This window comes from Bacillus kwashiorkori, from assembly GCF_001375515.1.
Classification (GTDB): domain Bacteria; phylum Bacillota; class Bacilli; order Bacillales; family Caldibacillaceae; genus Bacillus_BK; species Bacillus_BK kwashiorkori.
This window is the reverse complement of record NZ_CTDX01000013.1, coordinates 57,715-83,400: the sequence shown is the minus strand read 5'-3', so window position 1 is coordinate 83,400 and position 25,686 is coordinate 57,715. Positions and strand designations below refer to the sequence as shown.

General features: G+C 34.7%; 31 protein-coding genes. 22 read left to right on the top strand and 9 right to left on the bottom strand.

Annotated elements, in window-relative coordinates; genetic code table 11:
- Positions 1 to 147: 147 nt before the first annotated feature.
- A complete protein-coding gene (locus BN1242_RS04635) occupies positions 148 to 759 on the bottom strand; it encodes a lytic transglycosylase domain-containing protein (protein ID WP_062352021.1) in 612 nt (203 codons plus the stop codon).
- 15 nt (positions 760 to 774) lie between these two features.
- Positions 775 to 1,365 (bottom strand): CYTH domain-containing protein, encoded by a 591-nt coding sequence (locus BN1242_RS04630; RefSeq protein WP_062352019.1) that lies wholly within the window; start codon positions 1,363 to 1,365, stop codon positions 775 to 777.
- Between the two features lie 140 nt (positions 1,366 to 1,505).
- Between BN1242_RS04630 and yjbM the strand changes: the two genes are divergently transcribed.
- The 3 genes from yjbM to BN1242_RS04615 all read left to right on the top strand — a co-directional run bounded on the left by yjbM (position 1,506) and on the right by BN1242_RS04615 (position 4,006).
- Complete coding sequence (gene yjbM / locus BN1242_RS04625) at positions 1,506 to 2,126, top strand: GTP diphosphokinase (protein ID WP_062352016.1); 621 nt, start codon at positions 1,506 to 1,508, stop codon at positions 2,124 to 2,126.
- 40 nt (positions 2,127 to 2,166) lie between these two features.
- Positions 2,167 to 2,970 carry an NAD kinase gene (locus BN1242_RS04620; protein WP_062352013.1) on the top strand — a complete coding sequence of 268 codons (804 nt, stop codon included), beginning with the start codon at positions 2,167 to 2,169 and terminating at the stop codon, positions 2,968 to 2,970.
- Positions 2,971 to 3,109: 139 nt separating this feature from the next.
- Positions 3,110 to 4,006: an RluA family pseudouridine synthase gene (locus tag BN1242_RS04615; protein WP_062352010.1), complete on the top strand. Its 897-nt coding sequence runs from the start codon at positions 3,110 to 3,112 to the stop codon at positions 4,004 to 4,006.
- A gap of 123 nt (positions 4,007 to 4,129) precedes the next feature.
- Here BN1242_RS04615 and prpE read toward each other — a convergent pair whose 3' ends face one another.
- The gene (gene prpE / locus BN1242_RS04610) at positions 4,130 to 4,861 is read right to left on the bottom strand and encodes a bis(5'-nucleosyl)-tetraphosphatase PrpE (protein ID WP_062352007.1); all 732 of its coding nucleotides are present in this window, start codon (positions 4,859 to 4,861) and stop codon (positions 4,130 to 4,132) included.
- A 205-nt stretch (positions 4,862 to 5,066) separates the two neighbouring features.
- Between prpE and BN1242_RS04605 the strand changes: the two genes are divergently transcribed.
- Both BN1242_RS04605 and fabI read left to right on the top strand, forming a co-directional pair.
- Positions 5,067 to 6,908 (top strand): monovalent cation:proton antiporter family protein, encoded by a 1,842-nt coding sequence (locus BN1242_RS04605; RefSeq protein WP_062352004.1) that lies wholly within the window; start codon positions 5,067 to 5,069, stop codon positions 6,906 to 6,908.
- Between the two features lie 346 nt (positions 6,909 to 7,254).
- Positions 7,255 to 8,031 carry an enoyl-ACP reductase FabI gene (gene fabI / locus BN1242_RS04600; RefSeq protein ID WP_062352001.1) on the top strand — a complete coding sequence of 259 codons (777 nt, stop codon included), beginning with the start codon at positions 7,255 to 7,257 and terminating at the stop codon, positions 8,029 to 8,031.
- A 95-nt stretch (positions 8,032 to 8,126) separates the two neighbouring features.
- On the opposite strand, the gene BN1242_RS04595 is transcribed toward fabI, so the two are convergent.
- Complete coding sequence (locus BN1242_RS04595) at positions 8,127 to 9,080, bottom strand: endonuclease I family protein (protein WP_087941725.1); 954 nt, start codon at positions 9,078 to 9,080, stop codon at positions 8,127 to 8,129.
- Positions 9,081 to 9,238: 158 nt separating this feature from the next.
- Between BN1242_RS04595 and BN1242_RS04590 the strand changes: the two genes are divergently transcribed.
- Positions 9,239 to 10,126 carry a hypothetical protein gene (locus BN1242_RS04590; protein ID WP_062351995.1) on the top strand — a complete coding sequence of 296 codons (888 nt, stop codon included), beginning with the start codon at positions 9,239 to 9,241 and terminating at the stop codon, positions 10,124 to 10,126.
- Between the two features lie 178 nt (positions 10,127 to 10,304).
- Here BN1242_RS04590 and BN1242_RS04585 read toward each other — a convergent pair whose 3' ends face one another.
- Positions 10,305 to 10,769, bottom strand: a complete 465-nt coding sequence (locus BN1242_RS04585; protein ID WP_062351992.1) for a CotY/CotZ family spore coat protein — start codon at positions 10,767 to 10,769, stop codon at positions 10,305 to 10,307.
- Between the two features lie 324 nt (positions 10,770 to 11,093).
- Between BN1242_RS04585 and BN1242_RS04580 the strand changes: the two genes are divergently transcribed.
- The 15 genes from BN1242_RS04580 (at position 11,094) to BN1242_RS04510 (ending at position 21,655) form a co-directional block, all read left to right on the top strand.
- Complete coding sequence (locus BN1242_RS04580) at positions 11,094 to 11,450, top strand: DUF1360 domain-containing protein (protein WP_062351990.1); 357 nt, start codon at positions 11,094 to 11,096, stop codon at positions 11,448 to 11,450.
- 445 nt (positions 11,451 to 11,895) lie between these two features.
- Positions 11,896 to 12,147 (top strand): hypothetical protein, encoded by a 252-nt coding sequence (locus BN1242_RS04570; RefSeq protein WP_062351984.1) that lies wholly within the window; start codon positions 11,896 to 11,898, stop codon positions 12,145 to 12,147.
- Between the two features lie 123 nt (positions 12,148 to 12,270).
- Complete coding sequence (locus BN1242_RS04565) at positions 12,271 to 13,194, top strand: glycosyltransferase family protein (RefSeq protein WP_062351981.1); 924 nt, start codon at positions 12,271 to 12,273, stop codon at positions 13,192 to 13,194.
- A 94-nt stretch (positions 13,195 to 13,288) separates the two neighbouring features.
- The gene (gene wecB, locus BN1242_RS04560) at positions 13,289 to 14,380 is read left to right on the top strand and encodes a non-hydrolyzing UDP-N-acetylglucosamine 2-epimerase (RefSeq protein WP_062351978.1); all 1,092 of its coding nucleotides are present in this window, start codon (positions 13,289 to 13,291) and stop codon (positions 14,378 to 14,380) included.
- On the top strand, positions 14,373 to 15,371 hold the full coding sequence (locus BN1242_RS04555; protein ID WP_062351975.1) for a polysaccharide biosynthesis protein: 999 nt from the start codon (positions 14,373 to 14,375) through the stop codon (positions 15,369 to 15,371). The genes wecB and BN1242_RS04555 overlap by 8 nt, the downstream gene beginning before the upstream one ends.
- 119 nt (positions 15,372 to 15,490) lie before the next feature.
- Positions 15,491 to 16,348, top strand: a complete 858-nt coding sequence (locus BN1242_RS04550; RefSeq protein ID WP_062351972.1) for a dTDP-4-dehydrorhamnose reductase family protein — start codon at positions 15,491 to 15,493, stop codon at positions 16,346 to 16,348.
- Entirely contained in the window at positions 16,341 to 17,282 is a 942-nt protein-coding gene (locus BN1242_RS04545; protein ID WP_062351969.1) for an NAD-dependent epimerase/dehydratase family protein, read from the top strand. The genes BN1242_RS04550 and BN1242_RS04545 overlap by 8 nt, the downstream gene beginning before the upstream one ends.
- 4 nt (positions 17,283 to 17,286) lie before the next feature.
- Positions 17,287 to 17,973: a glycosyltransferase family 2 protein gene (locus BN1242_RS04540; protein ID WP_062351966.1), complete on the top strand. Its 687-nt coding sequence runs from the start codon at positions 17,287 to 17,289 to the stop codon at positions 17,971 to 17,973.
- Between the two features lie 144 nt (positions 17,974 to 18,117).
- Positions 18,118 to 18,594 carry a YhcN/YlaJ family sporulation lipoprotein gene (locus BN1242_RS04535; protein ID WP_062351963.1) on the top strand — a complete coding sequence of 159 codons (477 nt, stop codon included), beginning with the start codon at positions 18,118 to 18,120 and terminating at the stop codon, positions 18,592 to 18,594.
- 16 nt (positions 18,595 to 18,610) lie between these two features.
- A complete protein-coding gene (gene spoVAC, locus BN1242_RS04530) occupies positions 18,611 to 19,078 on the top strand; it encodes a stage V sporulation protein AC (RefSeq protein ID WP_062351960.1) in 468 nt (155 codons plus the stop codon).
- Entirely contained in the window at positions 19,078 to 20,094 is a 1,017-nt protein-coding gene (gene spoVAD / locus BN1242_RS04525) for a stage V sporulation protein AD (protein ID WP_062351957.1), read from the top strand. Before spoVAC ends, spoVAD begins: the two co-directional genes overlap by 1 nt.
- A 194-nt stretch (positions 20,095 to 20,288) precedes the next feature.
- A complete protein-coding gene (gene spoVAE / locus BN1242_RS04520) occupies positions 20,289 to 20,645 on the top strand; it encodes a stage V sporulation protein AE (RefSeq protein WP_062351954.1) in 357 nt (118 codons plus the stop codon).
- A gap of 133 nt (positions 20,646 to 20,778) precedes the next feature.
- Positions 20,779 to 20,928, top strand: a complete 150-nt coding sequence (locus BN1242_RS13105; RefSeq protein WP_072136166.1) for a YjcZ family sporulation protein — start codon at positions 20,779 to 20,781, stop codon at positions 20,926 to 20,928.
- A 166-nt stretch (positions 20,929 to 21,094) separates the two neighbouring features.
- The gene (spoVIF, locus tag BN1242_RS04515) at positions 21,095 to 21,349 is read left to right on the top strand and encodes a sporulation-specific transcription regulator SpoVIF (protein WP_062351951.1); all 255 of its coding nucleotides are present in this window, start codon (positions 21,095 to 21,097) and stop codon (positions 21,347 to 21,349) included.
- Between the two features lie 90 nt (positions 21,350 to 21,439).
- On the top strand, positions 21,440 to 21,655 hold the full coding sequence (locus BN1242_RS04510; protein ID WP_062351948.1) for a hypothetical protein: 216 nt from the start codon (positions 21,440 to 21,442) through the stop codon (positions 21,653 to 21,655).
- Positions 21,656 to 21,816: 161 nt separating this feature from the next.
- On the opposite strand, the gene BN1242_RS04505 is transcribed toward BN1242_RS04510, so the two are convergent.
- From BN1242_RS04505 to BN1242_RS04490, 4 genes are all read right to left on the bottom strand, one after another.
- Positions 21,817 to 22,239: a GNAT family N-acetyltransferase gene (locus BN1242_RS04505; RefSeq protein ID WP_062351946.1), complete on the bottom strand. Its 423-nt coding sequence runs from the start codon at positions 22,237 to 22,239 to the stop codon at positions 21,817 to 21,819.
- 3 nt (positions 22,240 to 22,242) lie between these two features.
- Positions 22,243 to 22,758, bottom strand: a complete 516-nt coding sequence (locus BN1242_RS04500) for a YjcG family protein (RefSeq protein ID WP_062351943.1) — start codon at positions 22,756 to 22,758, stop codon at positions 22,243 to 22,245.
- A gap of 142 nt (positions 22,759 to 22,900) precedes the next feature.
- Positions 22,901 to 23,632 carry an alpha/beta hydrolase gene (locus tag BN1242_RS04495; RefSeq protein WP_062351940.1) on the bottom strand — a complete coding sequence of 244 codons (732 nt, stop codon included), beginning with the start codon at positions 23,630 to 23,632 and terminating at the stop codon, positions 22,901 to 22,903.
- 198 nt (positions 23,633 to 23,830) lie between these two features.
- Positions 23,831 to 24,427, bottom strand: a complete 597-nt coding sequence (locus BN1242_RS04490) for a nitroreductase family protein (RefSeq protein WP_062351937.1) — start codon at positions 24,425 to 24,427, stop codon at positions 23,831 to 23,833.
- Between the two features lie 341 nt (positions 24,428 to 24,768).
- On the opposite strand from BN1242_RS04490, the gene BN1242_RS04485 reads away from it, so the two are divergent.
- A complete protein-coding gene (locus BN1242_RS04485; protein ID WP_062351934.1) occupies positions 24,769 to 25,635 on the top strand; it encodes a CvfB family protein in 867 nt (288 codons plus the stop codon).
- Positions 25,636 to 25,686 lie beyond the last annotated feature (51 nt).

The window sequence follows — 25,686 nt, the reverse complement described above, 5'->3', positions numbered from 1 at the left end:
CTTGTGAGGAAAAAATTACCTTGGAAAATGCTTATACTATCAGTTGAACAAAAAGCAAGTTTACAATATAAAAAAACATCCATGGTTGTGAGCTACACACGGATGTATTTGGCAGGAGAACTCCCTTGTTGAAAGGATTTAAGGATTTTATGAAACAGTTAAATCATTTAATATCTTTGTAACATAGTTTTGAGTTTCTCTAAAAGGAGGTATCCCGTTATATTTTTCGACATTTCCAGGGCCTGCATTATAAGCGGCGAGTGCTAGTTCAATTTTTCCATAGCGATCTAGCATTGAACGCAAATATTTTGCTCCGGCCATAATATTTTCACGAGCGTCAAAGATGTTTTTTACACCAAGACTTTTCGCGGTACTTGGCATTAATTGCATATATCCGCTTGCACCTGCCGAACTAACGGCATGCTGGTTAAAATTCGATTCATGTTTAATCACCGTGTTGATTAAAGCAACAGGCAAGTTATAGCGGGATGCAGCCTCTTCAACAATGTTGGAAAGTTGTGCAAACCCGGATGATTTATTATCGAGGTATTTATGATTAATAGGGTAAGCGGTCCTATCGATTTGTTGGGCATTCATTTTCGCGGGTTGTGAGACAGAGTAATTGTTGCCTGAAAGCAGCAAATGTTCCAATAATGATGAAAAACTTTCGCCGGACGGTGATGAATTTACTTGATTGCTAGAGTTAAGATTACGCAAAGTGCTAATTTCCATCCAAAGTTTTAATTGTTGGATATTCATATGAATTGCTCCTATCTAAATTTTGTTACTAATGTTCCGTTTTTCATTGTAAAAGCGAACAATTTTATTGTCCGTTTTTCTTATTGGAATATGAAATTGGTTAAGAAGATCAAGAAATTGTTTTCTACCTATATTTGCATCCTCTACTTCATATTCTAATTCAAAATCGTTTTTATTCAAATAAAAACTGTGATCGAAAACAAGTAACCCATCTAAATATGGAAGCTCCGCACGCCAAGTTTGCAACGTTCCAAAATATACAATATCATGAACGTCGATATTTAAAAACTGTAATTTGTTAGCAATTTCCCCAACTGGGAAGCGAATGTTTTGTTTAAGTTCTTGATACTGTTCTTTGCTAATTTCTTCGTTTGTTTCGAGCAAACCGACATCATGAGGCTGTTTTAATGTGAGTGTGTATTGATTTGACTTCTTCCTTACACGTAATGCACTATTGGCGTTTTTTAAAGAGAAATGTACTGTGTCAAAATAATCGTTTTCTTGAAGGAAAAAATCTGATTGTTGAAGTTGAAAATAATCTATTAAGAGCTTAAATTCCTTTTCTGTCAAGATGTTTTTATATTCTATTTCCAATTGTTCACTCATTTCTTTGCCTCCGCATATGTTTTGTTCTAAAATTATTCGTAGTATATGTTAAAATTATAGCAGAAAGATAATTGTATAAAAAATGGAATACAAAAAATTTACATTTCCATCAGATTGAGACATGGTTTGAGGTGAGTGAAATGGATAATTGGGAAGAATTTTTAGGTCCGTACCGTCAAGCAGTGGAAGAATTAAAAGTAAAATTAAAAGGTTTGAGACGCCAGTTTGAAACAGAAGGAACACGTTCCGCAATCGAATTTGTAACTGGTAGGGTGAAACCGATAAAAAGTATATTAGATAAAGCTGAACAAAAAAATATTGCCTTAAGCAATTTGGAGCAGGAAATGCAAGATATCGCTGGTTTGCGAATCGTTTGTCAGTTTGTGGAAGATATATATAACGTAGTAAAACTATTAAAAATGCGAAACGATTTTGAAGTTATAGAAGAACGAGATTATATTAAAGAGAAAAAGAAAAGCGGTTATCGCTCCTATCATTTATTAATTGAGTATCCAGTTCAAACGATTCATGGTGAAAAGAGAATTTTGGCTGAGATTCAAATAAGAACGTTAGCAATGAACTTTTGGGCCACAATCGAACATTCATTAAACTATAAATACAACGGGGAATTTCCTGAAGATATACAAAAACGGCTGCTTCGCGCTGCTGAAGCTGCCTTTTTATTAGATAATGAAATGTCCCTTATTAGTGAAGAAATTCGCGAGGCACAGGCATTTTTTACAAGTAAGCGGGAAAGTTGAGTAACTAGGATAAAATATAAAGCTGATAAAGGTGAGAATAATGAAATTTTTTGTACTATCTAAAGGCGATAAGAAATCAAATTTGTTAACAAAAAAAATTCATAGCTATTTACAAGACTTTAGTTTGACTTTTGATGAAAACGAGCCAGACATTGTCATCTCTGTTGGTGGTGATGGCACTTTTTTAGCCGCCTTTCAAAAATATACGAATAGACTAGAGAATACAGCATTTGTAGGGGTACATACAGGACATTTAGGGTTTTATGCAGATTGGGTACCAGAAGAAATTGAGAAACTTGTTATAGCGATTTCGAAAAGTACTTATCAAATAATAGAATATCCTTTATTAGAAGTAATTGTTCGATATACTAACGATGGGAAAGAATCGAGCTTTTTAGCACTCAATGAGTCTACTGTAAAAAGTGTAGAAGGTACTTTTGTAATGGATGTAGAAATTAAGGGGGAGCAATTTGAAAGATTTCGGGGCGATGGCCTATGTATTTCTACCCCTTCAGGTTCTACGGCATATAATAAAGCACTTGGTGGGGCTATAATACACCCATCCCTTGAGAGTATTCAAATATCAGAGATGGCTTCTATTAATAATCGAGTTTTTCGAACGATCGGATCACCACTCATTTTACCTGCTCATCATACATGTATGTTAAAGCCGGTGACACAGTCGGACTTTTTAGTAACGGTTGATCATTTATCTTCCTTACAAAAAGATGTAAAATCGATTCAATTCCGAGTAGCCGATCAAAAAATACGTTTTGCTCGCTATAAACCATTCCCGTTTTGGAATCGTGTTCGTGATTCTTTTATTGAAAAAGCGGAATCATAATAGAATAGTTCTATCAGCAGTTATCCACCAGCAGAAAAATTTGGAGTCTTGATGACCTGCAGGAGCTAGCGAAGAGGATCGTCGGAAATGCGTCATTTTTTAGGAAAGCTTTATTTTTTAATAGGTAAGGAGAATTTTGATGAAACGGCTTTTTCAACTTAATTGGGTAATTTCAGAAGAGAATGCTGGAAAAACAGTTCGGGAATTTTTAAAAAATGAACGAATTTCCAAAGCGGCACTAACAGATATTAAATTCCATGGCGGGGACATTTGTGTTGATAGAAAACATGTTACCGTTACCCATGTTTTAAAAAAAGGTGAAAGGTTAACAGTAATATTTCCAGAAGAGCAACCAAGTGATTCGCTTATTTCTGAAAAAATTGATTTGGATATTGTATTTGAAGATGATTACTTAGTTATAGTTAATAAGCCACCATTCATGAATACGATTCCTTCACGAGAACACCCGACAGGTAGTCTTGCCAATGGTTTGAATGGTTACTACGAAACATTGCAATTGACAGCTAGCCCACATATCGTGACGAGACTGGATAGGAATACATCTGGTCTTGTATTAGTTGCAAAACATCGGCATATTCATCACTTATTAAGTATGCAACAACAAGAACAGAAAATTAGACGAATCTATGAGGCTTTCGTTTCAGGTACATTAAAAACAACAGCTGGACGGATTGTCGCACCGATAGCTCGGAAAAAAACGAGTATTATCGAACGAGAAGTTTCCGCAGATGGCCAATATGCGGTGACCAATTATTCATTAATTATCCAAAATGAAGATTTTGCTCACGTTAATTTGCAGTTGGAAACGGGACGAACTCATCAAATTCGCGTCCATATGGCATATATGGGACATCCATTACTTGGTGATGATTTATATGGCGGTTCTTTAAATAATATCAGTCGCCAAGCATTACATTGTAAAGAGATAGCATTTATTCATCCAGTTACAAATGAGGAGCAAACATTCGTTATTCCATTGCCAGCTGATATGAATAATTTATTAGCCCGGTTTTAAGGCGAATTTTCGTGTATAAGATTAATACTATCAGGGGGACGAAAAACTAGTTCATCAATAGGGGGAAAGTCCAACGATAGGAAAATAATCCCCCCAGATGGATATTTCACTGTGAAAATGTTCTTAAAAGCTTTTGAACTTTTCTTCCACTAAGGGAAGAGTGGATGGAACATCGACAATTTCTCGTTCAGGGTAGCGAAGTGCCGACAATTTTCCGCCAAAGACTACTCCAGTATCAATATTATACGTATTGTTAATGATTCTAACTTTTTTTACTGGAGTATGCCCATAAACAATTATTTGCTTGCCATGATAATTTTTTGCCCAATCGAGACGGATTGGAGTACCATCCCGATGTTTTTCCCCTGTTATATCCCCATATAACACGAATGATTTCACAGTATCATTATATTGGCCAATATATTTTTCAGGAATCCCAGCATGTGCAACAATTAATTTGCCATCGTCCAAAGTTAAATATAAAGGGGCATTTTCGTAAAGTTTCATAAATTTATGCCTTATTTCTCTTTTCTTTTTTGGTGACAAACGTTTAAACTCTGCATCGGTCGTTTCTAACCCATGTTTTATTTGTACTCGATTTCCGAGGAAATATCTGTATAATTTGTTACAATGGTTTCCTGGGGTATAGAAGGCAGCTCCTGCATGTACTAAATGATATACGAGGTCAATTACTTCTAATGAATTTGGCCCACGATCGGTCAAGTCTCCTAAGAAGATTAATTTTCGCTCGGACGAATGTAGAGGAATACCATTTTCCCACTGATAGCCTAATTTTTTTATTATTAAAGTTAATTCTTCATAGCAACCATGAATATCTCCGATGATGTCATACAATTTCGTCTTCTCCTTTATGTAAATATATTCAACTAAAAATGTAAATCATATTACCATAAATTCTCATACATAATGCCTTTTCTTTTGACATTTATATTATATAAATTATAAAATGGCACCAATGTTTAAAAATGCAATCGCTCAGATTTATCTGTTTCGATACATACAACATGAAAAAGTGAAACTTCAAAAGGAGAGTGATCCGATGGAACATGGTGCATCCATAACATCATTAGTTATTGTAATTATTGCTGCCTTCATTACACCAATATTATTACACAGGCTAAAATTAAATATTATTCCAGTAGTAGTTGGGGAAATTATTGTCGGACTTATTATTGGAAAGAGCGGTTTTAATATCGTTCATTCAGGTCCATGGTTAGAAACATTATCCACTTTAGGTTTCATTTTTTTAATGTTTTTAAGTGGGTTAGAGATAGATTTTTCTGCCTTCTCGAAAAATAAAAAGTCCAAACAGCAAACTGGTCCGAACACATTTATTACAGCAATCATTGTATTTTCTGGTATATTTATTATCTCTTACGCTTTATCATACTTATTTGTGTTTGCTGGTTTTATCGATGATGCTTTGTTAATGACTATTATCATTTCCACTATCTCCTTAGGTGTTGTTGTACCAACGCTAAAAGAAGAAAATTTAATGAAATCAACCATTGGGCAAATAATATTGTTAATTGCGGTTATCGCGGATTTAGTAACGATGATTTTGTTAGCTGTATTTGTATCATTGAACGATCCCGATAGTGGAAATACATGGCTCTTATTAGTTTTATTTGCAGCAGGTATTGTTATTTATTTGTTTGGGAAAAAATTCAAAAACGGTAAATATATTGAAACTTTATCAAAGGGAACAATCCAAATAGGAACGCGAGCAGTTTTTACGTTAATCATGTTACTTGTTGCTTTATCGGAGACAGTAGGTGCGGAAAATATTCTTGGTGCATTTTTAGCAGGTGTATTAGTATCTTTATTGGCACCTAGTCAAGAACTAGTCCATAAATTAGATTCATTTGGTTACGGTTTTTTAATCCCAATCTTTTTCGTGATGATTGGTGTTAACTTAAATATATGGACATTATTTAGTGATCCGAAATTACTATTACTTATTCCATTGTTATTAATTGGTTTACTATTATCTAAACTAGTGCCAGTTCTATTTTTAAGAAAATGGTTTGATATGCGAACTGTCATGGCCTCTAGTTTCTTACTAACCTCGACACTGTCACTTGTAATTGCCGCTGCGACCATTGGAGAAAGAATGGGAATGATTTCAAATGAAATGAGCGGTACATTAATATTAGTTGCCATTATCACATGTATCGTTGCTCCAATCATCTTTAAGCGGTTATTCCCAAAACAGGAAGAGGAAGAAACAGTGATTCGTGTCGCAATTGTTGGTGCTAATCAAATGAGTTTATCGGTATATAAGGAGTTGCAATCATCTATCTATGACCCGATTATCTTCCACCGGTGTCAAGAGAAATTGGAAGAAAAGTTTAGCAATTCGCTGTTTGATATTATCGAGTTAGAAGATTATAATGAGGCATCTTTTCGAGAAAAAGGATTATTAGATTTTGATATCGTTGTATTAGTTACTGGTGATGAGGAAACAAATGCCACGCTAGCAATGCTTGTAAAAGAACATGGTGTGGAGCGAGTTATTGCAAGAATCGAAAGTCCTGACTTAGATCAAATATTACGGCAACACAAGATTGAAGTATTTTCCTCTTTACTATCACAAAATGTGTTATTGCGGGCATTAATTGAATCGCCAACAATGTTACAATTATTAACAAATGAAGAAACTTCTTTATATGAAATTCAAATGTTAAATACCGTTTATGATGGCATTACTGTTCGTCAATTTCCATTTACCGGTGATGTCATTTTCGTAAGAATTTTTAGAGGTCAAGATTCTTTAGTTCCACATGGAGAAACAGAATTGAAATTATATGACCGACTCATTGTTACTGGAACAAAGGAATATGTAGACGAACTGAAACGGAAATTGGAGTTTTGTGAGTAGAGGAATTTTGAAAGACGCTCGATTGGATAATCGAGTCGTTTTTTTTTTTTTTTTTTTGAGTGCGTCCATAGCATTTCCCACATCGCTTTTCGTAATAATGCAAGAGGAAATGTTTGCAAATTCGAACGAGTCCACGTATTTTTGCTCTTATTTGCATAAGAAAAATCATTGAACCAATAATTTCATTTATTCAAAGTTAAACTATTTTTTATAGGTGTTATCCTTAAAATATCAACACAATCTTGTCTAAAACAAAAAATAAAAACGTCTTTTCCTTTTCATTTCTCTAATTATCGTTTATAATTAGCACTAGGTACTAATAACTTGTAATAATGGAGGATAAGAAATGACACTTTCATTAGAAGGTAAAACATATGTCGTAATGGGAATAGCAAATAAACGCAGCATTGGCTGGGGAATTGCTCGTTCATTACATAATGCTGGAGCTAATTTAATTTTCACCTATAATCAAGACCGTATGGAAAAAAATGTCCGTGAATTAGCGAATAGTCTAGAGGACAAGCAATCGCTTATTTTACAATGTGATGTAACGGATGATGACAGTATTAAACAATGCTTTCAAATGATCAAAGAAAAAGTGGGAGTTATTCACGGAATTGCCCATTGTATAGCGTTTGCCAATCGGGAAGATTTAGATGGAGAGTTTGTCAATACATCTAGAGATGGATTTTTATTAGCTCATAATATAAGTTCCTTTTCTTTAACTGCAATAGCAAAAGAAGGAAGAGAATTAATGACAGAAGGTGGCAGTATCGTCACTTTAACTTATTTAGGTGGAGAAAGAGTTGTTAGAAATTATAACGTTATGGGTGTTGCGAAAGCATCTTTAGAGGCAAGTGTAAAATATTTAGCGAATGATTTAGGAAAAGATGGAATTCGGGTTAATGCGATCTCAGCTGGACCAATTCGTACGCTATCCGCTAAAGGTATTCGTGATTTCAATTCTGTTTTAAATGAAATTGAAGAAAAGGCACCATTACGGCGCACAACTACTCCTGAAGAAGTTGGAGATACAGCTTTATTTTTACTTAGCGATTTATCCCGTGGTATAACTGGAGAAAACATTCATGTTGATTCCGGATTCCACATTATTTCGATATAATTGTATGAAACATTCACTCCTTTTTTGTTGGCTGTTTTATTTAGGTAATCCTGATAAAACAGCCATTTTTTTAAAAATCCATTGCAAAAGTTGCCCTACTCATCTGGAAATTTAATTTGTTCTGCTAAATTTGGAAAATCAATGAATGGATTGCGATTACCTTGAATTTGATAAATAGCTTGATTGCGGTGTTTTTCATACATATTTATCGGAAAGGTACGATTCCATTCCCTTAATAAAGGATAATTAATCGATTTTCGAAACCTTTTTCTGATTGCTCTCGGATAGCGGACGAGAAAATAGAACATTGCTCTTGCAACAATCCCCTTACCATACTCTGGTTCAAATAATTGATTAATAACAACACCACATTGATTTCGAATTTTTTCTGATGCTGATTCTGGAACGTAATGTAAATGATCTCCGTAAGGGAAGTTGGAGCGGGCTGCATTACAATGAGGCTCACAAACGAATAAATGGTGCAAATCGCCTTTCATTGGTTCTCTTGCTGAAAACCATGATTGTGGGACAACATGTTCTGTATTAAATTTATGTTGTTTGTCTACAACTGCTACTTTTTGAAATATATGATTGCCGTTTTTCCGTTGGTTGTTTAGCAATGTCTGAAATTCATAGAAACGACTATTTACTGTTAGAAAGTCTTCTAATAACAGTGTTTGCGGATTTTTTTTCTGACCAGAATAAATGCTTTTTACAGTACCATCGGCGTGTAAATCAACCCAAGTATATAAGTAATTGTCTTTGCTTATAAAATACGGAATAGTACGAATATGTTTGGCTTTGGCGTGTATGTGATGCAAATAAAATAAATCCTTCCCCGTCTTTTTTGTTTTGACTATATGTTGGTAATATTTTTTGCAGTCATGATTATCCTTCTTGGCATCATAATAGTATGTATGATTAATAATTACTTTTTCTAAATTTTGATGTAGTGTTGATATTTCTGCAACTTTTGCATTAGCCGCCCATTTTTCCATTTCTTTCATATTTTTTTGAATGAATTTTAACTTTGACTTTTTGCCACCCATTATAACAATCTCCTATAATATGAATTTATGAAACTCCTCTCCTATTATTTTACCAAAACTAAGCAGAAGGTTTCCCTTTATTTACTTAAACATAAATAAACTACATTGCATATTTATATAAAGACGTATATTTTACTGCATAGAGGAGGGCAGGCTATATGGCTAAACGAAAAGTAAACAATGAATCAAAACCGTTATTATTTATCCAACAACCAAATTTTCAATCTACGACAATAAAACCCCAAAAAAACATCCAATTTACTATCCAGCAATCAAATAAGCCAGCGGGGGGCATTTCCGCAAAATCAGAGCAACAAAAGGAAAACTTTCCATCAAACATACAAAATGATATGAAAGAAGTCCCTTTAATTAACCCGGAAACAATCGAGAAAATCGAAAAATTATGGAACCGAATAAAATCACAACCGCTTAGTGATATAAATACACCTAGTGAGGAAAATATTATTGAAAATAAGCCCGTTGAGGAAATTGAACCGCTTGAATCGATGGATGAAAGTGAAAAGCCGACAAATGTAGAAAGAGCAGTGGACCAACTAGAGTCAGAATGGAAGGAAATCAAGGAATCGGAACTGGAATCGATTCATTTAGTAGGAGAAGTCGATCCAATTAATGAAAATAAAGAAACTGGAATAAACTCAGAGCAACAAGAAGCAGAGATTACTTTTACCGCTGATGACAAGGAAAGTCCTATCACTCACGCCGAAAAAGAAAATCATCTTGCTGAGGCTGAAAAAGGTGAATTAATCAAAGAAGAAGTATCAATCAATAAGGAAGCTATACCAACGCAAAGTGAAGAGGAAACTAGCCAACATCAACAGCCAACGCAAAATTTAAAAGCTATTATTCGCCGATTAGCATTATATCCGCGTGTATTAGAAAGACCTTATTGTCAAGCGAATATTCATGGGGAAAAAATAGTATTTCAAGTATTAAGCAAGCGTGGAGATAATGTTCGCTTAAAAACAAAGAAAAAAATTATCGTTTGTAAAATTACGGATATTACTGAGTTTGAAATAATTCAGTAAGGGAAAGGAGACTAAGTGTTAAGTTTTTCAGTACTGGATAAAGTTGTCCAAACAAATGATTCGGACAAAACTGCGATTCAGCAGTACTTCCATTACTTGAAAGGAAAAACTTTCTCATCATGAAAAATAGACTCAAAAGGATGTTCCTTTTGAGTCATATTTTACTTGTTTCTCATAATTAAAGTGTCATTGGCGGTAAGCAAGTAACACCGCAGAAGCAATTTAAGTCAACAGTAATGCAAGTATTTGTGCGAACTAACGGTGGTGTATCTGTCTCAAGTGCACCTAATAAAGTGGCAAGGTCATAACCGACAGTTCCGAATTGAAGTAATTCCAATGTTGCACAGCATGTTTCTGGATCTACATCGGCCACTCTAAATGCAATTGCATGGGTAATATCAATCCCACTTCCTCCAGCAACTCTTCTTGCACCGTGCCCTACGAATAAATCGCAAGTACTTTTGCAATATAACAAAACAGGTATTGTATTATATGGGCTTGAGGAAAGGCCGCCAACTAATTCTTGAATTGCTGTACTACAGCTAAATGCACAACCATTTTCAACTTGTTCTTGTGCTTCTACAATCGCTAGCAGTGTATCACATACACAATTACTAGTGAAAACTTCTGATTCACAACCCATTCTATATCCTCCTTATTTCCAAGTGAATTCATTTTCATTACAGACTATGTTTTTTAGTGGCAAATGGAATCGGCAAATCGCCTATTTTAGTGTAAATTCATTATAAAAATCAGCCCAGATTTATATATATTAGAAAGAGCATTAAATTAACTGTTAGGAGCAATTTACATCATAATCGTTGCCTCATAAAAAATAATGTTGATGGCATTTTATTAAATGAACAAGAAATGAATACCCATCATACATTTATATATTCATGTTGGAAGCTTCGATTTATAATCAGGAAAAAAATACGATTTTAATAAGAATGGAGCGTTTTTATCGATGACAGACTTAAATATTTTAACCGTTATCATTCTCGGCTTAGCATCTTTTCGACTGACGAGATTAATTGTATTTGATAAAATAACCGAATTTGTTAGACGCCCTTTTTTTGATGAAGTTATCGAGAAGGCGGAAAACGGACAGGAAGAAGTATATCTCGTTGTAAAAGAAGGTGGATGGAAGCGGTGGATAGGCGAATTATTAAGTTGTTATTGGTGTACTGGAATTTGGGCAAGCATATTCCTTGTATTATTATTTTTATTAAATGAACAAATTGCCAATATCATTATATTAGTTTTAGCAGTAGCAGCAATTGGCTCCATTATCGAAACAATTATTAGCCGGATTTTAGGTTAATGAATAAACCAATAGATTGTATTAACATATAATGTTAGAAAAATAGTATTGGAGGAATACCATTGCAACGAAAAATATATGATGTAACGAAAGTTAAACAAACTCCTGTTAAAAAGAAAAAAAATTGTGGTTGTTATGGCCGCAGAAAACAAAATAACGAGAATATGTCTTCTAAATAAACTTTATCAAAAAAAGCTGTTCCAAATGATTGGGGCAGCTTTTACTATTTTTTTAAAAGATGTCCGTATTTCTGGGATGGAATTTTTCCTCGAAAATTATCGAAAGCGGAAGTGTATTTATTTTTCTCATACATATACATACGACGTTTTACTCATTTTTCATAAGAAGGGCTTTGTAGTTATGGTGAATGTCCAAACATATTAGGATAATTTTCATATATCAATATTGAATTCGTCATTTATTAAAGGAGAGGTGAATTTTTTTCATGCCAACAGTTACAAGTAAAGTAGGTTTTAAAGTTTTGATGGATCGAAACGTATTAATTAATGAAATATTTGTCCGGGCTACACAAGTTCCTGGTGAGCCTGACTTAACAGGTGTTCGTATCGTCTCTATGCATCTTGATTTTATGATCATTGAAAAGGCTGGTTCGGTAGGGGCGGAACAATTTTTCATCCGTTATGATGATATCGTTGCTGTAGACATTGCAGCTGATCAAGTGCCAATCTTATCTTAAACATAAAAAGGGAAAATGGCTGTCTCCTTATGTGAGCTTTCATGAGCAGGGAATACAATGCTTAGGGGCTATAGCTGAGACAGCCTCCTTTTTTACTATATAAGGAAAGGGTTCATACGATATATGGTTAACAAACTAAAGCTTTTATTTATTACGAAGGATTTCACGAAACGGTTGGAAAAGAGTACCGTTTATTTAATAGAAGAATTAACGAAAATTACCGATCTTCGTATTTGGTATGACCATGGTTCGATAATCTCTATTCTCGAACAGCTGAATTTTCAGCCTGATTATATTTTATTGAATGACTATAAGAGCGATTATTGTCCGTTCATTTTTGACTTAAATAAAATTAATATCCCAATTGGAGCAATTATGCATGATTTAAAATATAAACCGTTTCGACGCGCCCAATTTTATGAACGGGAAAATATCCGTACGATATTTACTATTTATCGGGATGCCGCGCAACAATTATATCCACAGTTTCAAGACCGCTTTGTTTGGCTCCCCCATCATGTACCGACTAATATTTTTCGAGATTATCAGTTGGAAAAGAATATCGATGTATTAATGATGGGTGCCCTCTATCGACATATGTATCCGATGCGTGCAAAGTTTTATGAAATACTAAAAAACCATCCAGGTTTTACTTATCATTCACATCCAGGTTATGAAGTGATTGAAGATTTTTCTAATGTGTATGCAGGAGAAAAATATGCTCGTGAGATCAATCGAGCGAAAATTTTTGTCACTTGTGATTCTGTCGATCGATTTCCTGTGATGAAATATTATGAAGCAACCGCTTGTCGTTCCTTATTATTAGCTACACCGTCTAAAGAGTTAGCAGATCTTGGATTCATTGATGGGGAGACTTTTGTAGCAATAAATGAAGAAAATGTATTAAATAAAATTCATTTTTACTTACAAAATGAATCAGAACGATTGAAAATAGCTAAAAAAGGGTATGAAATGGTTCGTTCGCGTCACAGTACCGAGATTCGAGCGCAACAATTAGTTGCAGAAATAATAAAGCGTATAAACTAGCGCAAGCGCCTTATTTTCCGTTCTTTAGGAAATTCAACTATTCCAAACACACATAAGCGGAATAAATTATCAATGTATTAAGGAGGATGGAACCTTGAAAATAATGACAATTCTTGGGACTAGGCCTGAGATTATTCGCCTAAGTTTAATCATTCAAAAATTAGATAAATTATGTGAGAAACATATACTCGTTCATACTGGGCAAAACTTTGCAGCAAAACTAAGTGATGTATTTTTTGAAGAATTGAATATTCGCCAGCCAGATTACCATATTAATCATCATGAAATATCACTAGGTAAACAACTAAGTACAATGTTTGAACAGTTAGAAAGCATCATTATAAAGGAGAAACCAGATAAAGCATTAGTATTAGGTGATACGAATAGTGCTTTAAGTGCTATTTTGCTAGAGCGAATGAGTATTCCTGTAGTGCATATGGAGGCAGGAAACCGCTGTTTCGATTTGCGTGTACCTGAAGAGAAAAATCGCCGTGTCATCGACGCCATTTCCACATATAATTTGCCATATACACCGAATTCAAAAGAAAACTTATTGCGCGAAGGTTTTCCGAGTAACCGGATTATTGTTTCTGGAAACCCGATAAAAGAGGTAATTGATTTTTATAGTGTGAAGATAAAGCAACAACCGATTCTCCAAAACTTACATTTAACGAAAAATCAATATTTCGTCGTCACTGTTCATCGTGCGGAAAATGTAGATGATTTAAAAAACTTTCAATCGATATTACATGGGTTAAATTTAGTCGCAGACTATTTCCAAAAGCGAGTCATTTGTAGTATTCATCCGCGGACAAAATCAAAGCTAGACATATTATCGGATTACAGTAATCATCCACTCGTGGAGTTTCATGAGCCATTTGGCTTTTTCGATTTCATTCAATTACAGAAAAACGCATTGTGCGTATTAACAGATAGTGGGACAGTTCAAGAGGAAAGTTGTATTTTTCATGTACCTGCAGTAACGATTCGCAATAGTACGGAAAGGCCAGAAACGGTGGATTGTGGGAGTAATATTGTATCGGGGACAAATTCTGAAACAATTTTACAAGCAGTAAAAGCAATGGTTCAGCAAAAAACTGATTGGGAGTTGCCAGTAGGGTATGGGGATCACAACGTATCTGATAAAGTCGTAAAATTTTTACTTGGAGGTAGAATTCATGTTTGAACACCAAACAATTTTAGTTACTGGGGCAACTGGTTCATGGGGGAATGAACTTGTTAAACAATTATTATTGAAAAATCCGAAAGAAATCCGGGTGTTTTCCCGTAATGAGGCAAGTCAAGTGGCAATGCAAAGACGCTTCAATGATCCGAGATTACAATTTATTATCGGTGATATCCGTGAAAAAGAAAGTTTAATAAAAGCATGTACAGGTGTGGAAATTTTATTTCACTTAGCAGCTTTAAAACATGTTCCCGTTTGCGAAGCTCAGCCACTCGAAGCTTTCAAAACAAATGTAATTGGAACTCAAAATGTGATTGATGCGGCTATAGTTAATAAGGTTAAGAAGGTTATTTATATTTCTACAGATAAAGCCGCCAATCCAATTAACTTTTATGGATATACAAAGGCAATGGGTGAAAAGTTAATTATTCATGCTAACAACGAGACGCCGGATACAAAGTTCGTTTCTGTTCGAGGCGGAAATGTACTAGGGACAAATGGCAGTGTGATTCATGTTTTCAAAGAGCAAATCGAAAAAAACGGACAAATTGGTATCACACATAAAGATATGACGAGATTTTTCTTAACGCTTGAAGATGCAATAAAACTGTTATTTAAAGCATCAGAATCGAGTATTGGCGGTGAAATTTTTGTAATGAAGATGCCAACATGCCGAATATTAGATTTAGCTCACGTTTTAATCGATGATTCAGGAAGAAAGGAAATTGAGATTGTAGAATTAGGGATTAGACCAGGTGAAAAATTGCATGAAATTTTATTCTCAGAATATGAGAGTGAGACGACAATCGTTTTTGATGAGGAGTATTTTGTTATTATTCCTAGAGAAAAAATGCACGAAATTAAGGAGCGTTATGCTTCCTATCCACGAGTTACGTTAAAAAGCTATAGCTCTCAAGAAGGTAGAATGACAAAAGATGAGATAAAACAATTATTGCAAAAAGGTGGGTTTCTCAAGCTTACGCAAAAATAAAGTGATTAAATTCCTTATTTGTTGACAATTTAATGCATTCACCATATGAGAAAAATTGAATACGTTGAAATATAGGTATTCGCCTATTGACTGTATTTATTGGAAGGAGGCCAGCGTAAATGAAGCTGCTAGTTTTAGGCGGGAAGGGTATGGCCGGACATGTAATTGCCGATTATTTTTCTAAGCAGAAAAACTTTCATGTGAAATATACGACAAGAGATATTTTAAATCATGAAAGTGTTTATTTAAATGCAACAAATTTTTATAGTATAAAAAAAGCTATTTATGAAAATCAACCCGATGTAGTTATCAATGCTATTGGGTTACTAAATGAGGAAGCGGAAAAACGTAAATTAGAAGCGATACAAGTAAATAGTCTTTTTCCACATCATTTAGTAGAGCTTCTCAACCAGTATAATGGAAAACTAATTCATATAAGTACCGATTGTGTATTTTCTGGGAGAGTGGATAGTGAAAGTAATGATTGTCGCAATCAAGGAAGGTATAGTGAAACAGATTTAACCGATGGAGCTACGGTATACGCAAAAACGAAAGCCCTCGGTGAAATTATCGATAATAAGCATGTTACGATCCGTACATCTATTATTGGACCTGAATTAAAAGATGGAATTGGGTTATTTCATTGGTTTATGAATCAAAAGGGTGAAATAAAAGGGTATAAAAATGTATTATGGAACGGTGTTACTACATTACAGTTAGCGAAATCAATTCATGAAATAATTGAAAATAAAATGTCAGGATTATTTCATCTTACTGCACCTGAAATTATTTCAAAATATGACTTATTAAAAATGTTACAAGTAGTATTTCGCAAAGATGATGTAACTATTCAACAAGATGGGGAAATCAAGTTAAATCGGACGTTACGACAAACGCGACCAAATTGGACATTTCAAGTGCCATCCTATAAGCAAATGTTACAAGAGCTATATGATTGGATGAAGCAACGTGACTAACAAAACTATTTTAATAACTGGTGCTAATGGATTTACGGGTCAACATGCTTGTCAACATTTTTTACAAAAGAACTATCATGTAATTGGAATTGTCCGGGATGAAGCGACATTGTATAAGTTGAAACAGCAAAGCGATACTAATCACCCGAATTTAGATTTAATTGCTTGCGATATAACGGATGAAGTAGCATTAATGAACGAGGTTGCTTCGAGAAATATTGACTATGTTCTCCATCCAGCCGGTAAAAATGCTGTAACTGCTTCTTTTGAGAAACCATCCCTCTATATGAAAACAAATGTACTAGCAACCGTATATTTATTGGAAGCATTACGGAAAGTGAAAAATTTGCAGAAAATAATCGTCATTGGATCCGCCCTCGAATATAACCCATTTAACGAACCTCCAAGTCATCCGTATGGACTTTCAAAAACATTTCAAACAATTGTAGCTAAAACATGGGAAAACTTATTTGGACTACCAATTATTATCGTTAAGCCAACAAACTTAATCGGACCAGGACCATCGACAGGAATTTGTTCTCTGTTGGCAGAAAAAATTGTTCAGTGTGAAAACAATATTGAAACGACACCGATCACCATTGATGACCTTAATAAAAGGCGAGATTTTTTAGATATACGTGACGCAATAGCTGCATATGAAATAATACTTCAACAGGGGAGTATTGGAGAAATTTACCCAATAGGTACAGGAAATGAGCAATCTTTATATGATGTAGTAAAAACATATAAGCAATTAACTTCTGTAAATATCCCAGTAAAAATTGAAAAAGAATATAAGGAAGATAAGCAAAATAAACGTATTAATGGAACCAATTTTCACAACTTAAAACAACTAGGCTGGGAACCAAATTATTGCTTCAAACAATCGCTTGTATCGATTCTTCAATATTATCGTGCAAAGCAATCAGGGTGATTTAGTGAAACCGTTAATATCTGTAATTATTCCATTTTATAATTGTTCTTACGTCGACCAAGCAATTACTAGTGTATTACAACAAGATTATCCGAATGTAGAAATAATCGTTGTTGACGATGGTTCGACTAATGATTATATAGCGAACATTCAACCCTACATGAACATAATAAAATATATTTATAAACGAAATGGCGGAACAGCTACAGCCTTGAATAAAGGAATTGAACATGCACGTGGAGATTATATTTGTTGGCTTAGTTCTGATGACGTGTTTTTACAAGGTAAAATAGGAAAACAGTATGAATGGATGATTGCTAATCATTCTAACATTAGTTTTACTTCATTCTATACGATGAACTCGGAAGGAATGCGGACATCTGGACCAATCCAGTTAAATATAGAAGATCAGAAACAGTTAAAGAGAATATTAAAAAGAAGAAATTTGTTCAATGGCTCAACCGTAATGTTAAAAAAGGAAGTATTTGAACAGATTGGCTTATTTAATGAAGACTTCCGTTATACACATGATTATGAGTTTTGGCTACGGGCGAGTCAAAAATATGTTTTAGGTTACATTAAAACTCCATTTACATCCTATCGAATTCATGAAAAAATGGGGACAAAACGCTTTAAGAAGGAAGTTAGTAAAGAAGTGCAAGTAATTAGACAAACGTATGCAAAAGAATAGTTAATTCTAAAAAGGTCTGTATCTGCAATGTAGGTACAGGCTTTTTTATTGCTTTTGTTATCTTTTGACATCATAAAATGTGGAATTTTGAAAAGAATATATGTGAAAAAGGTTAATCAATCTTGTACATAGGAAGGGAAAAGCATGAAGGGAAAAAAACTATTGTACACCATACAAATTTGCTTATTGCTGTTTATTACGGCTTGTGCTTCCAAGGACGATACCGAAGTATCACGCAATGCGTTAATAAAGACGACAAATCCTCCAGCAGAAGCGGTAGACAATCATCCAAAACAAGCAGGTATTGTGAAGGAGATAAAAGATACGGTGCTGTCATTTAACGAAATTTATGACACTGCCATCATTAAAGGGGAAAAAGAAACGATTGTTACTTACAAAGTCCGCCAACTTCAACGTTTTCGAATGAAAAAAATTGAAAAGAACGTCAAGGAAAAATTAGAAAAAAAATTTCCTGATGAACAATTCATCATTTCTAGTGATTTTAAAATTTTTTTAGAGACCATTCGTCTCCAAGAAAAAATCCGAAATAATACGTTGTCAGAGAAAAAGATAGAAAACCAGCTGAAAAAAATAATTACACTTAGCAAAGAACAAACATAACGAAGGGGGAATCACCTTGGCGAAAGAGAAAACACCCGAACAAAAACAATATGAAAAAATAAGTAAAAAACATGAGACAAAACGGCCGTTATTAAGAAATTGTCTCGTAGCTTTCTTAGTGGGAGGACTTTTTTGTACTGTCGGTCAAGCTATCACGTATTTTTATATTTATTTCTTCAATTTTACTGAAAAGACAGCTAGTAATCCGACAGTTGCAACGATGATATTTATTGCGATGTTATTGACAGGTTTTGGCGTATATGATCGAATTGGTCAATTCGCAGGAGCTGGAAGTGCGGTGCCGGTAACAGGGTTTGGCAATGCCGTTATTTCTGCAGCAATTGAACATCGAACGGAAGGCTTTGTTCTCGGAGTCGGTGGAAATATGTTTAAGCTTGCTGGGTCTGTCATTCTTTTCGGTGTATTTTCAGCCTTCGTAGTTGCATTAATAAGAACGATAATCGTGCAGTGGGGTGGATTGTAATGCTAGTGGGAAAGCAATCTTGGCTTTTCGAAAATCAACCAGTAATCAAAGCAACAGGTGTTACCGGCGGGCCTTTTGAAGCGAGAGGGAAAATTTCCGAGGATTTCGATATCCTTCATGATGAATTGTGGATGGGCGAGCAAAGTTATGAGAAAGCCCATAAATTATTAATTGAAGAAGCTGTGGATGTAGCATTAAAAAAAGCGGAACTAACAGAAAAGGAAATTCAGTTTTTTATTGGCGGAGACTTAATTAACCAAATTACTCCGACTAATTTTGCTGCAAGAAAGTTTGCCATTCCATACTTTGGATTATTTAATGCTTGTGCAACTTCAATGGAAGGGTTAGCGCTTGCGTCTTTAATAATAAATCATAATGGAGCGGACTATACGATTACCGGAGCAGCAAGTCATAATGCTGCCGCTGAAAGGCAGTTCCGATATCCAACAGAATACGGTGGCCAAAAACCACCGACTGCACAATGGACGGTTACTGGTGCAGGTTATGCAATTGTCGGAAAACAAAAAAATAAGGAGAAATTGCCAAAGGTGACAACTGCCACTATTGGCAAAGTTATTGATATGGGATTAACAGATCCTTTCAATATGGGAGCGGCAATGGCCCCTGCTGCGGCGGATACGATTGAGGCACATTTCCGAGATTTGAATCGCAAACTAGAGGATTACGATTTAATTGTAACTGGCGATCTTGGCAAAATAGGCTATAACATCGCCATCGATTTACTTCATCAAAAAGGGATAATGGTGGATGAAAATAATTATAAAGATTGTGGTTTGTTAATTTATAGTGAGGAACAAGAAGATGTTTTGGCAGGTGCAAGCGGTGCGGCTTCTTCTGCGACAGTTATATATGGTCATTTATTGAATGAGATGAAAAAAGGTAAATATAAGAAAATATTATGTGTTGCTACTGGAGCATTATTATCACCGATGACCGTTCAACAAAAGGAATCCATCCCATGTATTGCCCATGCAGTATCGATTGAATTTGATTGACATTGAGTAAAATTTTCCTTCGATAACTAATGAGGCGGTGGGGGATGATCGTAAAGTTTCAACGATTTGCTTCACCGCCATGTACTATTGCCAGGAGCGGCTCAAATATAGGATACTATCGCTTTCGTGGCAACGATTTTTTGGCGGATATGAATGGGAGATTTTACAGTAAACTGGATGGAGGTGGAAATTGCATGTTACCAATGTTTTTTTGGTCTTTCGTGATTGGAGGATTCATTTGTGTAATTGGACAATTACTATTAGATGTTGCCAAATTAACACCAGGGCATACATTAAGTTTATTAGTTGTTATCGGTGCAATCTTAGATGGTTTTGGCTTATATGAACCACTAATCGATTTTGCTGGAGCAGGAGTAACCATTCCCATTACGAGTTTCGGTAACTCCTTAGTTCATGGTGCACTTCAAGAAGCAGAAAAACATGGCATTATCGGTGTATTAACAGGAATGTTTGAAGTAACAAGTTCGGGTATATCAGCAGCGATAATTTTTGCATTTATTGGAGCATTGTTATTTAAATCCAAAGGTTAATCGATGGAAGCAAGCAGTAGACAAACCACCGAAAAAGTAAAGAAATTTTTTCAGTTCGGGAAGGTAGCCCAAACATATATAAGTCATTTTACATATAGTAAATTGAAACTAATTAAAGTGAGGTGAAGTATATATGTCCTGGGGCTACGGCGGCTGGGGCGGCTGCGGCTGGGGCGGCGGCTATGGCTACGGTTATGGTGGTGGCTATGGTTATGGATCCTCATTCGTGTTAATCGTCGTCTTGTTCATCCTGTTAATCATTGTTGGCGCAAGCTTTATTTAATCTTCAAAGTTAAAGGGATAGGTGATTTTGCCTATCCCTTTTCCATTTTTAAGCTAAGCGAAAGCGACTCCTTGAACTATTTTTCAGTGCCAATGGGCAAAGAATCTACACCAAAATATTTTTGCGGCATACAATAATATAGTTTGATAGGGGAGTGTGAAAGTTAGTGGATAATCATTTTTTTAAAAATGTGGAGAAAAAAACTGGCGTTAATATGAATGAAATTTTACAATTAGCATCTTCACTACAAAATGCTAATTTTCGAGATGAAAATACTGTTCGCAACGTTATTCGTAAAGTAGCACAAATAGCTAATCGACCAGTTGCGAAAGAGATGGAAGATAAAATCGTAAAAACGATTGTAAATGATGGAAAACAATTGGACTTTAATACAATCGCGAATATGATTAATAAAAAGTAGGAGCAAATTAAATCCAATACAATGTTTCATTATTAGGAAAATTGGGTAAAGGATAGTAGGAACGTATTGCTAAACGTGGGGGTGTATCACATGGGCTACTTGTTACCAGTTAACTTAAATCAATATAAAACATACCAAATGCGGATGTTGCAAAAAAAAGATGCATATCAACGAGTAGCACCTGTTTTAAAAGTGGCAAAGCCAGAATTGCAACGTAAATTACACTCTCACCATTCCACACTAAATTACCAAAACAAAAGGCATTCATCAGAAACGAAAGGGTTTTATATAGATAGGTATATTTAACATGTAAGTGGTATGAATTGATAAAAAAATGAAGCTGTTCAAAGATGACTAGCCTAATACAATGTTGTAGGCTGGTCTTTTTCTTGAACAGCTTCCTTTTCATTTTTCTTCAACAGTGGATGAAAAAAACTTTCTAAATTTATATTTCTCGTTATTTTAAATTAAAAAGTTAATTCCATTGTTTTATGTGGAATGCCTGCGTCCATAAACTCTTCAGACACAACAATAAAGCCTAATTTCTCATAAAAAGGAATTGCATGTGTTTGAGAATTTAATTTCACTTTAGAAAAATTGACTTCCTGAGCATACTGAATCATTTTTTCCATTAATAATTTGCCAGCACCATTTCCACGATACTCTTTTAAGATACAAACCCGTTCAATTTTACCGACACCATCTACACTCCGAAAGCGGCCAGCACCGATTGGTCTTGCTCCATCATACAAAACAAAATGAGTTGCTTCTTTTTCAAATTGATCAATTTCTTCCTCAGGTGGCACTTGTTGTTCGTCAATAAAAACAATTTTGCGGATAAGAAATGCGTCTTGTTGTTGTTTCTCGGTTGTAACGATTGCTGCCTCCATATACTACTTATCACTTCCTAATAAAAAAGTTTCATAAACCGTCCAAGTTCCATTTTCTAACTGATATAATAAATGGAATCGATCGATCGTTTCTTCATGATCAATTTTTTGCAACCTTAATTGACTATATACATCAGCATGCTCACTATTTGATAAGTCGCGGCCAACTGTTATATGAGGGACAAATGAATATTCTGGCGGGTTTCCATAAGGAATTGTATTTATTTCTTCATACAGGCCTAGTAATCCGGTTACAGGATTTACTTTAAAAAAGATGACATTATTCACGGGATGAAAAGAACTTATTTTTTCTGTACGTAATTGAAATGGTTGATATTTCGTTGCAATCCGATCAAGCTCTGAGGATATTTTTGTTAATTCTTCTTCATTTGAATCGAAAGCAGCTTTCAATGTTAAATGGGGAGGAATTAAAGCATAACTTGTATCATAACGCTTACGATAGGAATTTGCTAAATCTTGTAGCTTTTTAGAAGGAAAAATAAAAACCCCTACTTTCATACGATAACCTCCTGTGAATTTTTAGTTTCTTTTAACAAAAGTAATTAATCTTATAGTTCTATTTATTATAACAAAATTATGCGAGATTAAAAGGGAAAACAACGAAAATATGCTAAAAGTCACAAACAGTTTTACAACAATATTACTTATTCATAGGAAAAATATATGGAAATGCTCTTCGTAAATCTTTTTGCCAATATTTCCACGTGTGGTTACCAACGAATTCATCATAGAAGTAATCAGCAGGATAGTCAGAGATAATTCGTTGGAGTTCTCGATTCGGTGTTAAAAAATCTGCTATATTTCCATCTGTCATACTAACGGATGTTTCCTCTGTCCCAATAACGTGATAAATAGATAGCTGTGACCAACTTTTAAACTCATTTGCCTTATGTAAAACTATTTCATCAACAAAAGGTGAATGTAGAATAACATTTCCAATCGTATATGGATACTCCATCGCTGTTAGTAACGAAACGGTTGCAGCAAGTGAATCACCAGCTAATGCTCGGGCAGAAGCAACATTTATTAATGAATAATTTTTTTCGATAAAAGGTATAAACTCCTGTACTAAAAACTGAATATATTGCTTCGTTTTAGACCCTTGAGGATGATATTTTTCTCGTCGATCCGCGACATTTTTATATGGAATACCGAAAACAATGAACGGTTGGATCACTTTTTCTTGCAGCAATTCGTCCATTGTTCTAGCTAAACGGCCTAATTGGAAATAATCTTTTCCATCTTGTGCTATTACATAAGGATATTTATTTAAGGATGAATAATTCGGTGGCAAATACACGAGTACTTCTATACTTTCATGTAATTTCTCACTAGTTATTGTAAAATCTTGAACAGTGCCTTTTGCCTTCATAAAAAAGCCTCCTGTTTTTTGATGATATCATTTTATCATAACAGGAGGTTTTCACGCGTGTTTTTTGCTTGCAGTAATGATTGGAGAACAAGAATAATTATTTTAAAATATCTATTCCCGGCAACAATGCCTACAGATAATAACGTAGGTAAAGGAGCTAATCATAGATAAAGGTAGCAATACTTTTTTGAAAAGTATTTATTTTAAAATGGTGTTTCCAAATTTCCCTGAAAAAATCGACTCAGATAGAGGACGGCGTTGATTTGGCATTTCTCTATTCTGTAAATTTTCGGGCAATGCTGCTTTATCCCCTTGGTAACCGATGGCGACTAATGCTTGAATCGCATAATCATTCGGTATACTTAATAGTTCTCGTGCCTTTGTAAAATCAAAACCTGTCATTGGGTGAGTAACTAAACCTTTTAACGTAGCTTGTAACGCAAGGAATCCCCACGCAGCACCGGCATCAAATGAATGGGAACGATTTTCCTCCTCATTCCTTTTTGTATGTGAAATAATTAAAGCTAACACTGGTGCTTTTTTACACCATGTTAAATTAAATTCACTAATAAAACGATAAAAAAGTTCGCGTTCTTCATCTGTTCTTGCTATAATAAAGCGCCAAGGTTGTTCATTAAAAGCAGAAGGGGCCCAGCGAGCAGCTTCAAAAACACTATACAAATCTTCATCTGGAATTTTTTTATCAAGGAACGATCTAGGAGACCAACGCTGTGTAAAAACATCATCAATATGATAATCAGGTTGGCGAATAATGTTATTTTGTGAAATTTTCATATGTAAGTACCTCCAATATTTTTAGTAAGTCACAAATGTGAAATCAATCTTTCTTATTGGTCTTGGACATTAATCTATCCAAACTTATTGTAATATAATAAGTTACCATTCTCAAAGAAAGAACTATTGTCGTATGAAAGTGCAAAAATTCGTTTATGATAAAAATAGGACCATTTTAATAATTGTTTTACAGTAATTTGGCATTTCTCTAAAATGTTCCAAAGAAAATTGGTCACATCATTAAAAAAAATGTAAGTTTGTGAAGTGCCTGGAGCGAGAAACAAAGACATGGTTTAACAGCGCAAAAATAATAAATGATACATAAAAGGAAGTCGGTAAATATGGCTGATTTAAAAGCAGGAACAGTTGTAGACTTAGAGGTAGCAAGGGAGGCTCCATTTGGCTACTTTTTATCCAACGGGAGAGAAGATGTGCTACTACATGAAAGCGAGATAAAGGGGCATGTATCGATTAACGATACGTTAGAAGTTTTTCTATACCAAGATAAACTTGGCAGACTGGCAGCGACAATGACGATACCCGAAATACAAATTGGAAAATACGGTTGGGTAAAGGTAGTAGATGTTCATGATAATCTCGGGGCCTTTGTAAATATTGGAATTAGTAAAGATATTTTAATTCATAAAGATGATTTACCGAAGCTGAAACAAACATGGCCAGCAGTAGGTGGAAAATTATATTGTACACTGAAAACTGATAAGAACGGCAGATTGCTTGGAAAGTTGGCAACCGAGGATATTATGACTACACTGTTTGAAAAAGCAAACAGAGAAGCTTTTAATAAAACCGTAAAAGGGACTGTTTATCGAACATTGCGATCGGGTACTTTCATCATTACGGAAGAAAATTATCGTGGCTTCATTCACGAAAGTCAGCGAAGAAAAGAACCACGTGTGGGAGATGAAGTAGAAGGACGAATAATTGATGTAAAGTCAGATGGTACAGTAAATATCTCTTTGTTACCACGTAACTTTGAATCCCTCCAAGATGATGCAGAAAAAGTTTTTGCCTATTTACAACAACGTGGCGGCTCCATGCCATATTGGGATAAAAGTTATCCAGAAGAGATTGAAAAAAGATTTCAAATGAGTAAAGCTGCTTTTAAAAGAGCGTTAGGAAAGTTAATGAAAGAAGGAAAAATAATTCAGGAGAACGGTTGGACTCATTTAAAAAAGGATAAAAGCTGAGCCATCTAACCAGAAGGCTTCCACTTACCTCAAAAAACACATATAAATTCA

Coding starts and splice junctions, on each gene's coding strand:
- BN1242_RS04500 (WP_062351943.1), bottom strand. CDS start 22,758: ATGAAAGTAGGGGTTTTTATTTTTCCTTCTAAAAAGCTACAAGATTTA.
- yjbM (WP_062352016.1), top strand. CDS start 1,506: ATGGATAATTGGGAAGAATTTTTAGGTCCGTACCGTCAAGCAGTGGAA.
- BN1242_RS04490 (WP_062351937.1), bottom strand. CDS start 24,427: ATGAAAATTTCACAAAATAACATTATTCGCCAACCTGATTATCATATT.
- BN1242_RS04535 (WP_062351963.1), top strand. CDS start 18,118: ATGAAGGGAAAAAAACTATTGTACACCATACAAATTTGCTTATTGCTG.
- BN1242_RS04570 (WP_062351984.1), top strand. CDS start 11,896: ATGCCAACAGTTACAAGTAAAGTAGGTTTTAAAGTTTTGATGGATCGA.
- BN1242_RS04635 (WP_062352021.1), bottom strand. CDS start 759: ATGAATATCCAACAATTAAAACTTTGGATGGAAATTAGCACTTTGCGT.
- BN1242_RS04590 (WP_062351995.1), top strand. CDS start 9,239: ATGGCTAAACGAAAAGTAAACAATGAATCAAAACCGTTATTATTTATC.
- BN1242_RS04605 (WP_062352004.1), top strand. CDS start 5,067: ATGGAACATGGTGCATCCATAACATCATTAGTTATTGTAATTATTGCT.
- BN1242_RS04595 (WP_087941725.1), bottom strand. CDS start 9,080: ATGGGTGGCAAAAAGTCAAAGTTAAAATTCATTCAAAAAAATATGAAA.
- BN1242_RS04585 (WP_062351992.1), bottom strand. CDS start 10,769: ATGGGTTGTGAATCAGAAGTTTTCACTAGTAATTGTGTATGTGATACA.
- BN1242_RS04510 (WP_062351948.1), top strand. CDS start 21,440: ATGGGCTACTTGTTACCAGTTAACTTAAATCAATATAAAACATACCAA.
- BN1242_RS04580 (WP_062351990.1), top strand. CDS start 11,094: ATGACAGACTTAAATATTTTAACCGTTATCATTCTCGGCTTAGCATCT.
- spoVAE (WP_062351954.1), top strand. CDS start 20,289: ATGTTACCAATGTTTTTTTGGTCTTTCGTGATTGGAGGATTCATTTGT.
- BN1242_RS04620 (WP_062352013.1), top strand. CDS start 2,167: ATGAAATTTTTTGTACTATCTAAAGGCGATAAGAAATCAAATTTGTTA.
- fabI (WP_062352001.1), top strand. CDS start 7,255: ATGACACTTTCATTAGAAGGTAAAACATATGTCGTAATGGGAATAGCA.
- spoVAD (WP_062351957.1), top strand. CDS start 19,078: ATGCTAGTGGGAAAGCAATCTTGGCTTTTCGAAAATCAACCAGTAATC.
- BN1242_RS04550 (WP_062351972.1), top strand. CDS start 15,491: ATGAAGCTGCTAGTTTTAGGCGGGAAGGGTATGGCCGGACATGTAATT.
- BN1242_RS04555 (WP_062351975.1), top strand. CDS start 14,373: ATGTTTGAACACCAAACAATTTTAGTTACTGGGGCAACTGGTTCATGG.
- BN1242_RS04505 (WP_062351946.1), bottom strand. CDS start 22,239: ATGGAGGCAGCAATCGTTACAACCGAGAAACAACAACAAGACGCATTT.
- BN1242_RS04615 (WP_062352010.1), top strand. CDS start 3,110: ATGAAACGGCTTTTTCAACTTAATTGGGTAATTTCAGAAGAGAATGCT.
- BN1242_RS04630 (WP_062352019.1), bottom strand. CDS start 1,365: ATGAGTGAACAATTGGAAATAGAATATAAAAACATCTTGACAGAAAAG.
- BN1242_RS04495 (WP_062351940.1), bottom strand. CDS start 23,632: ATGAAGGCAAAAGGCACTGTTCAAGATTTTACAATAACTAGTGAGAAA.
- BN1242_RS13105 (WP_072136166.1), top strand. CDS start 20,779: ATGTCCTGGGGCTACGGCGGCTGGGGCGGCTGCGGCTGGGGCGGCGGC.
- BN1242_RS04485 (WP_062351934.1), top strand. CDS start 24,769: ATGGCTGATTTAAAAGCAGGAACAGTTGTAGACTTAGAGGTAGCAAGG.
- BN1242_RS04565 (WP_062351981.1), top strand. CDS start 12,271: ATGGTTAACAAACTAAAGCTTTTATTTATTACGAAGGATTTCACGAAA.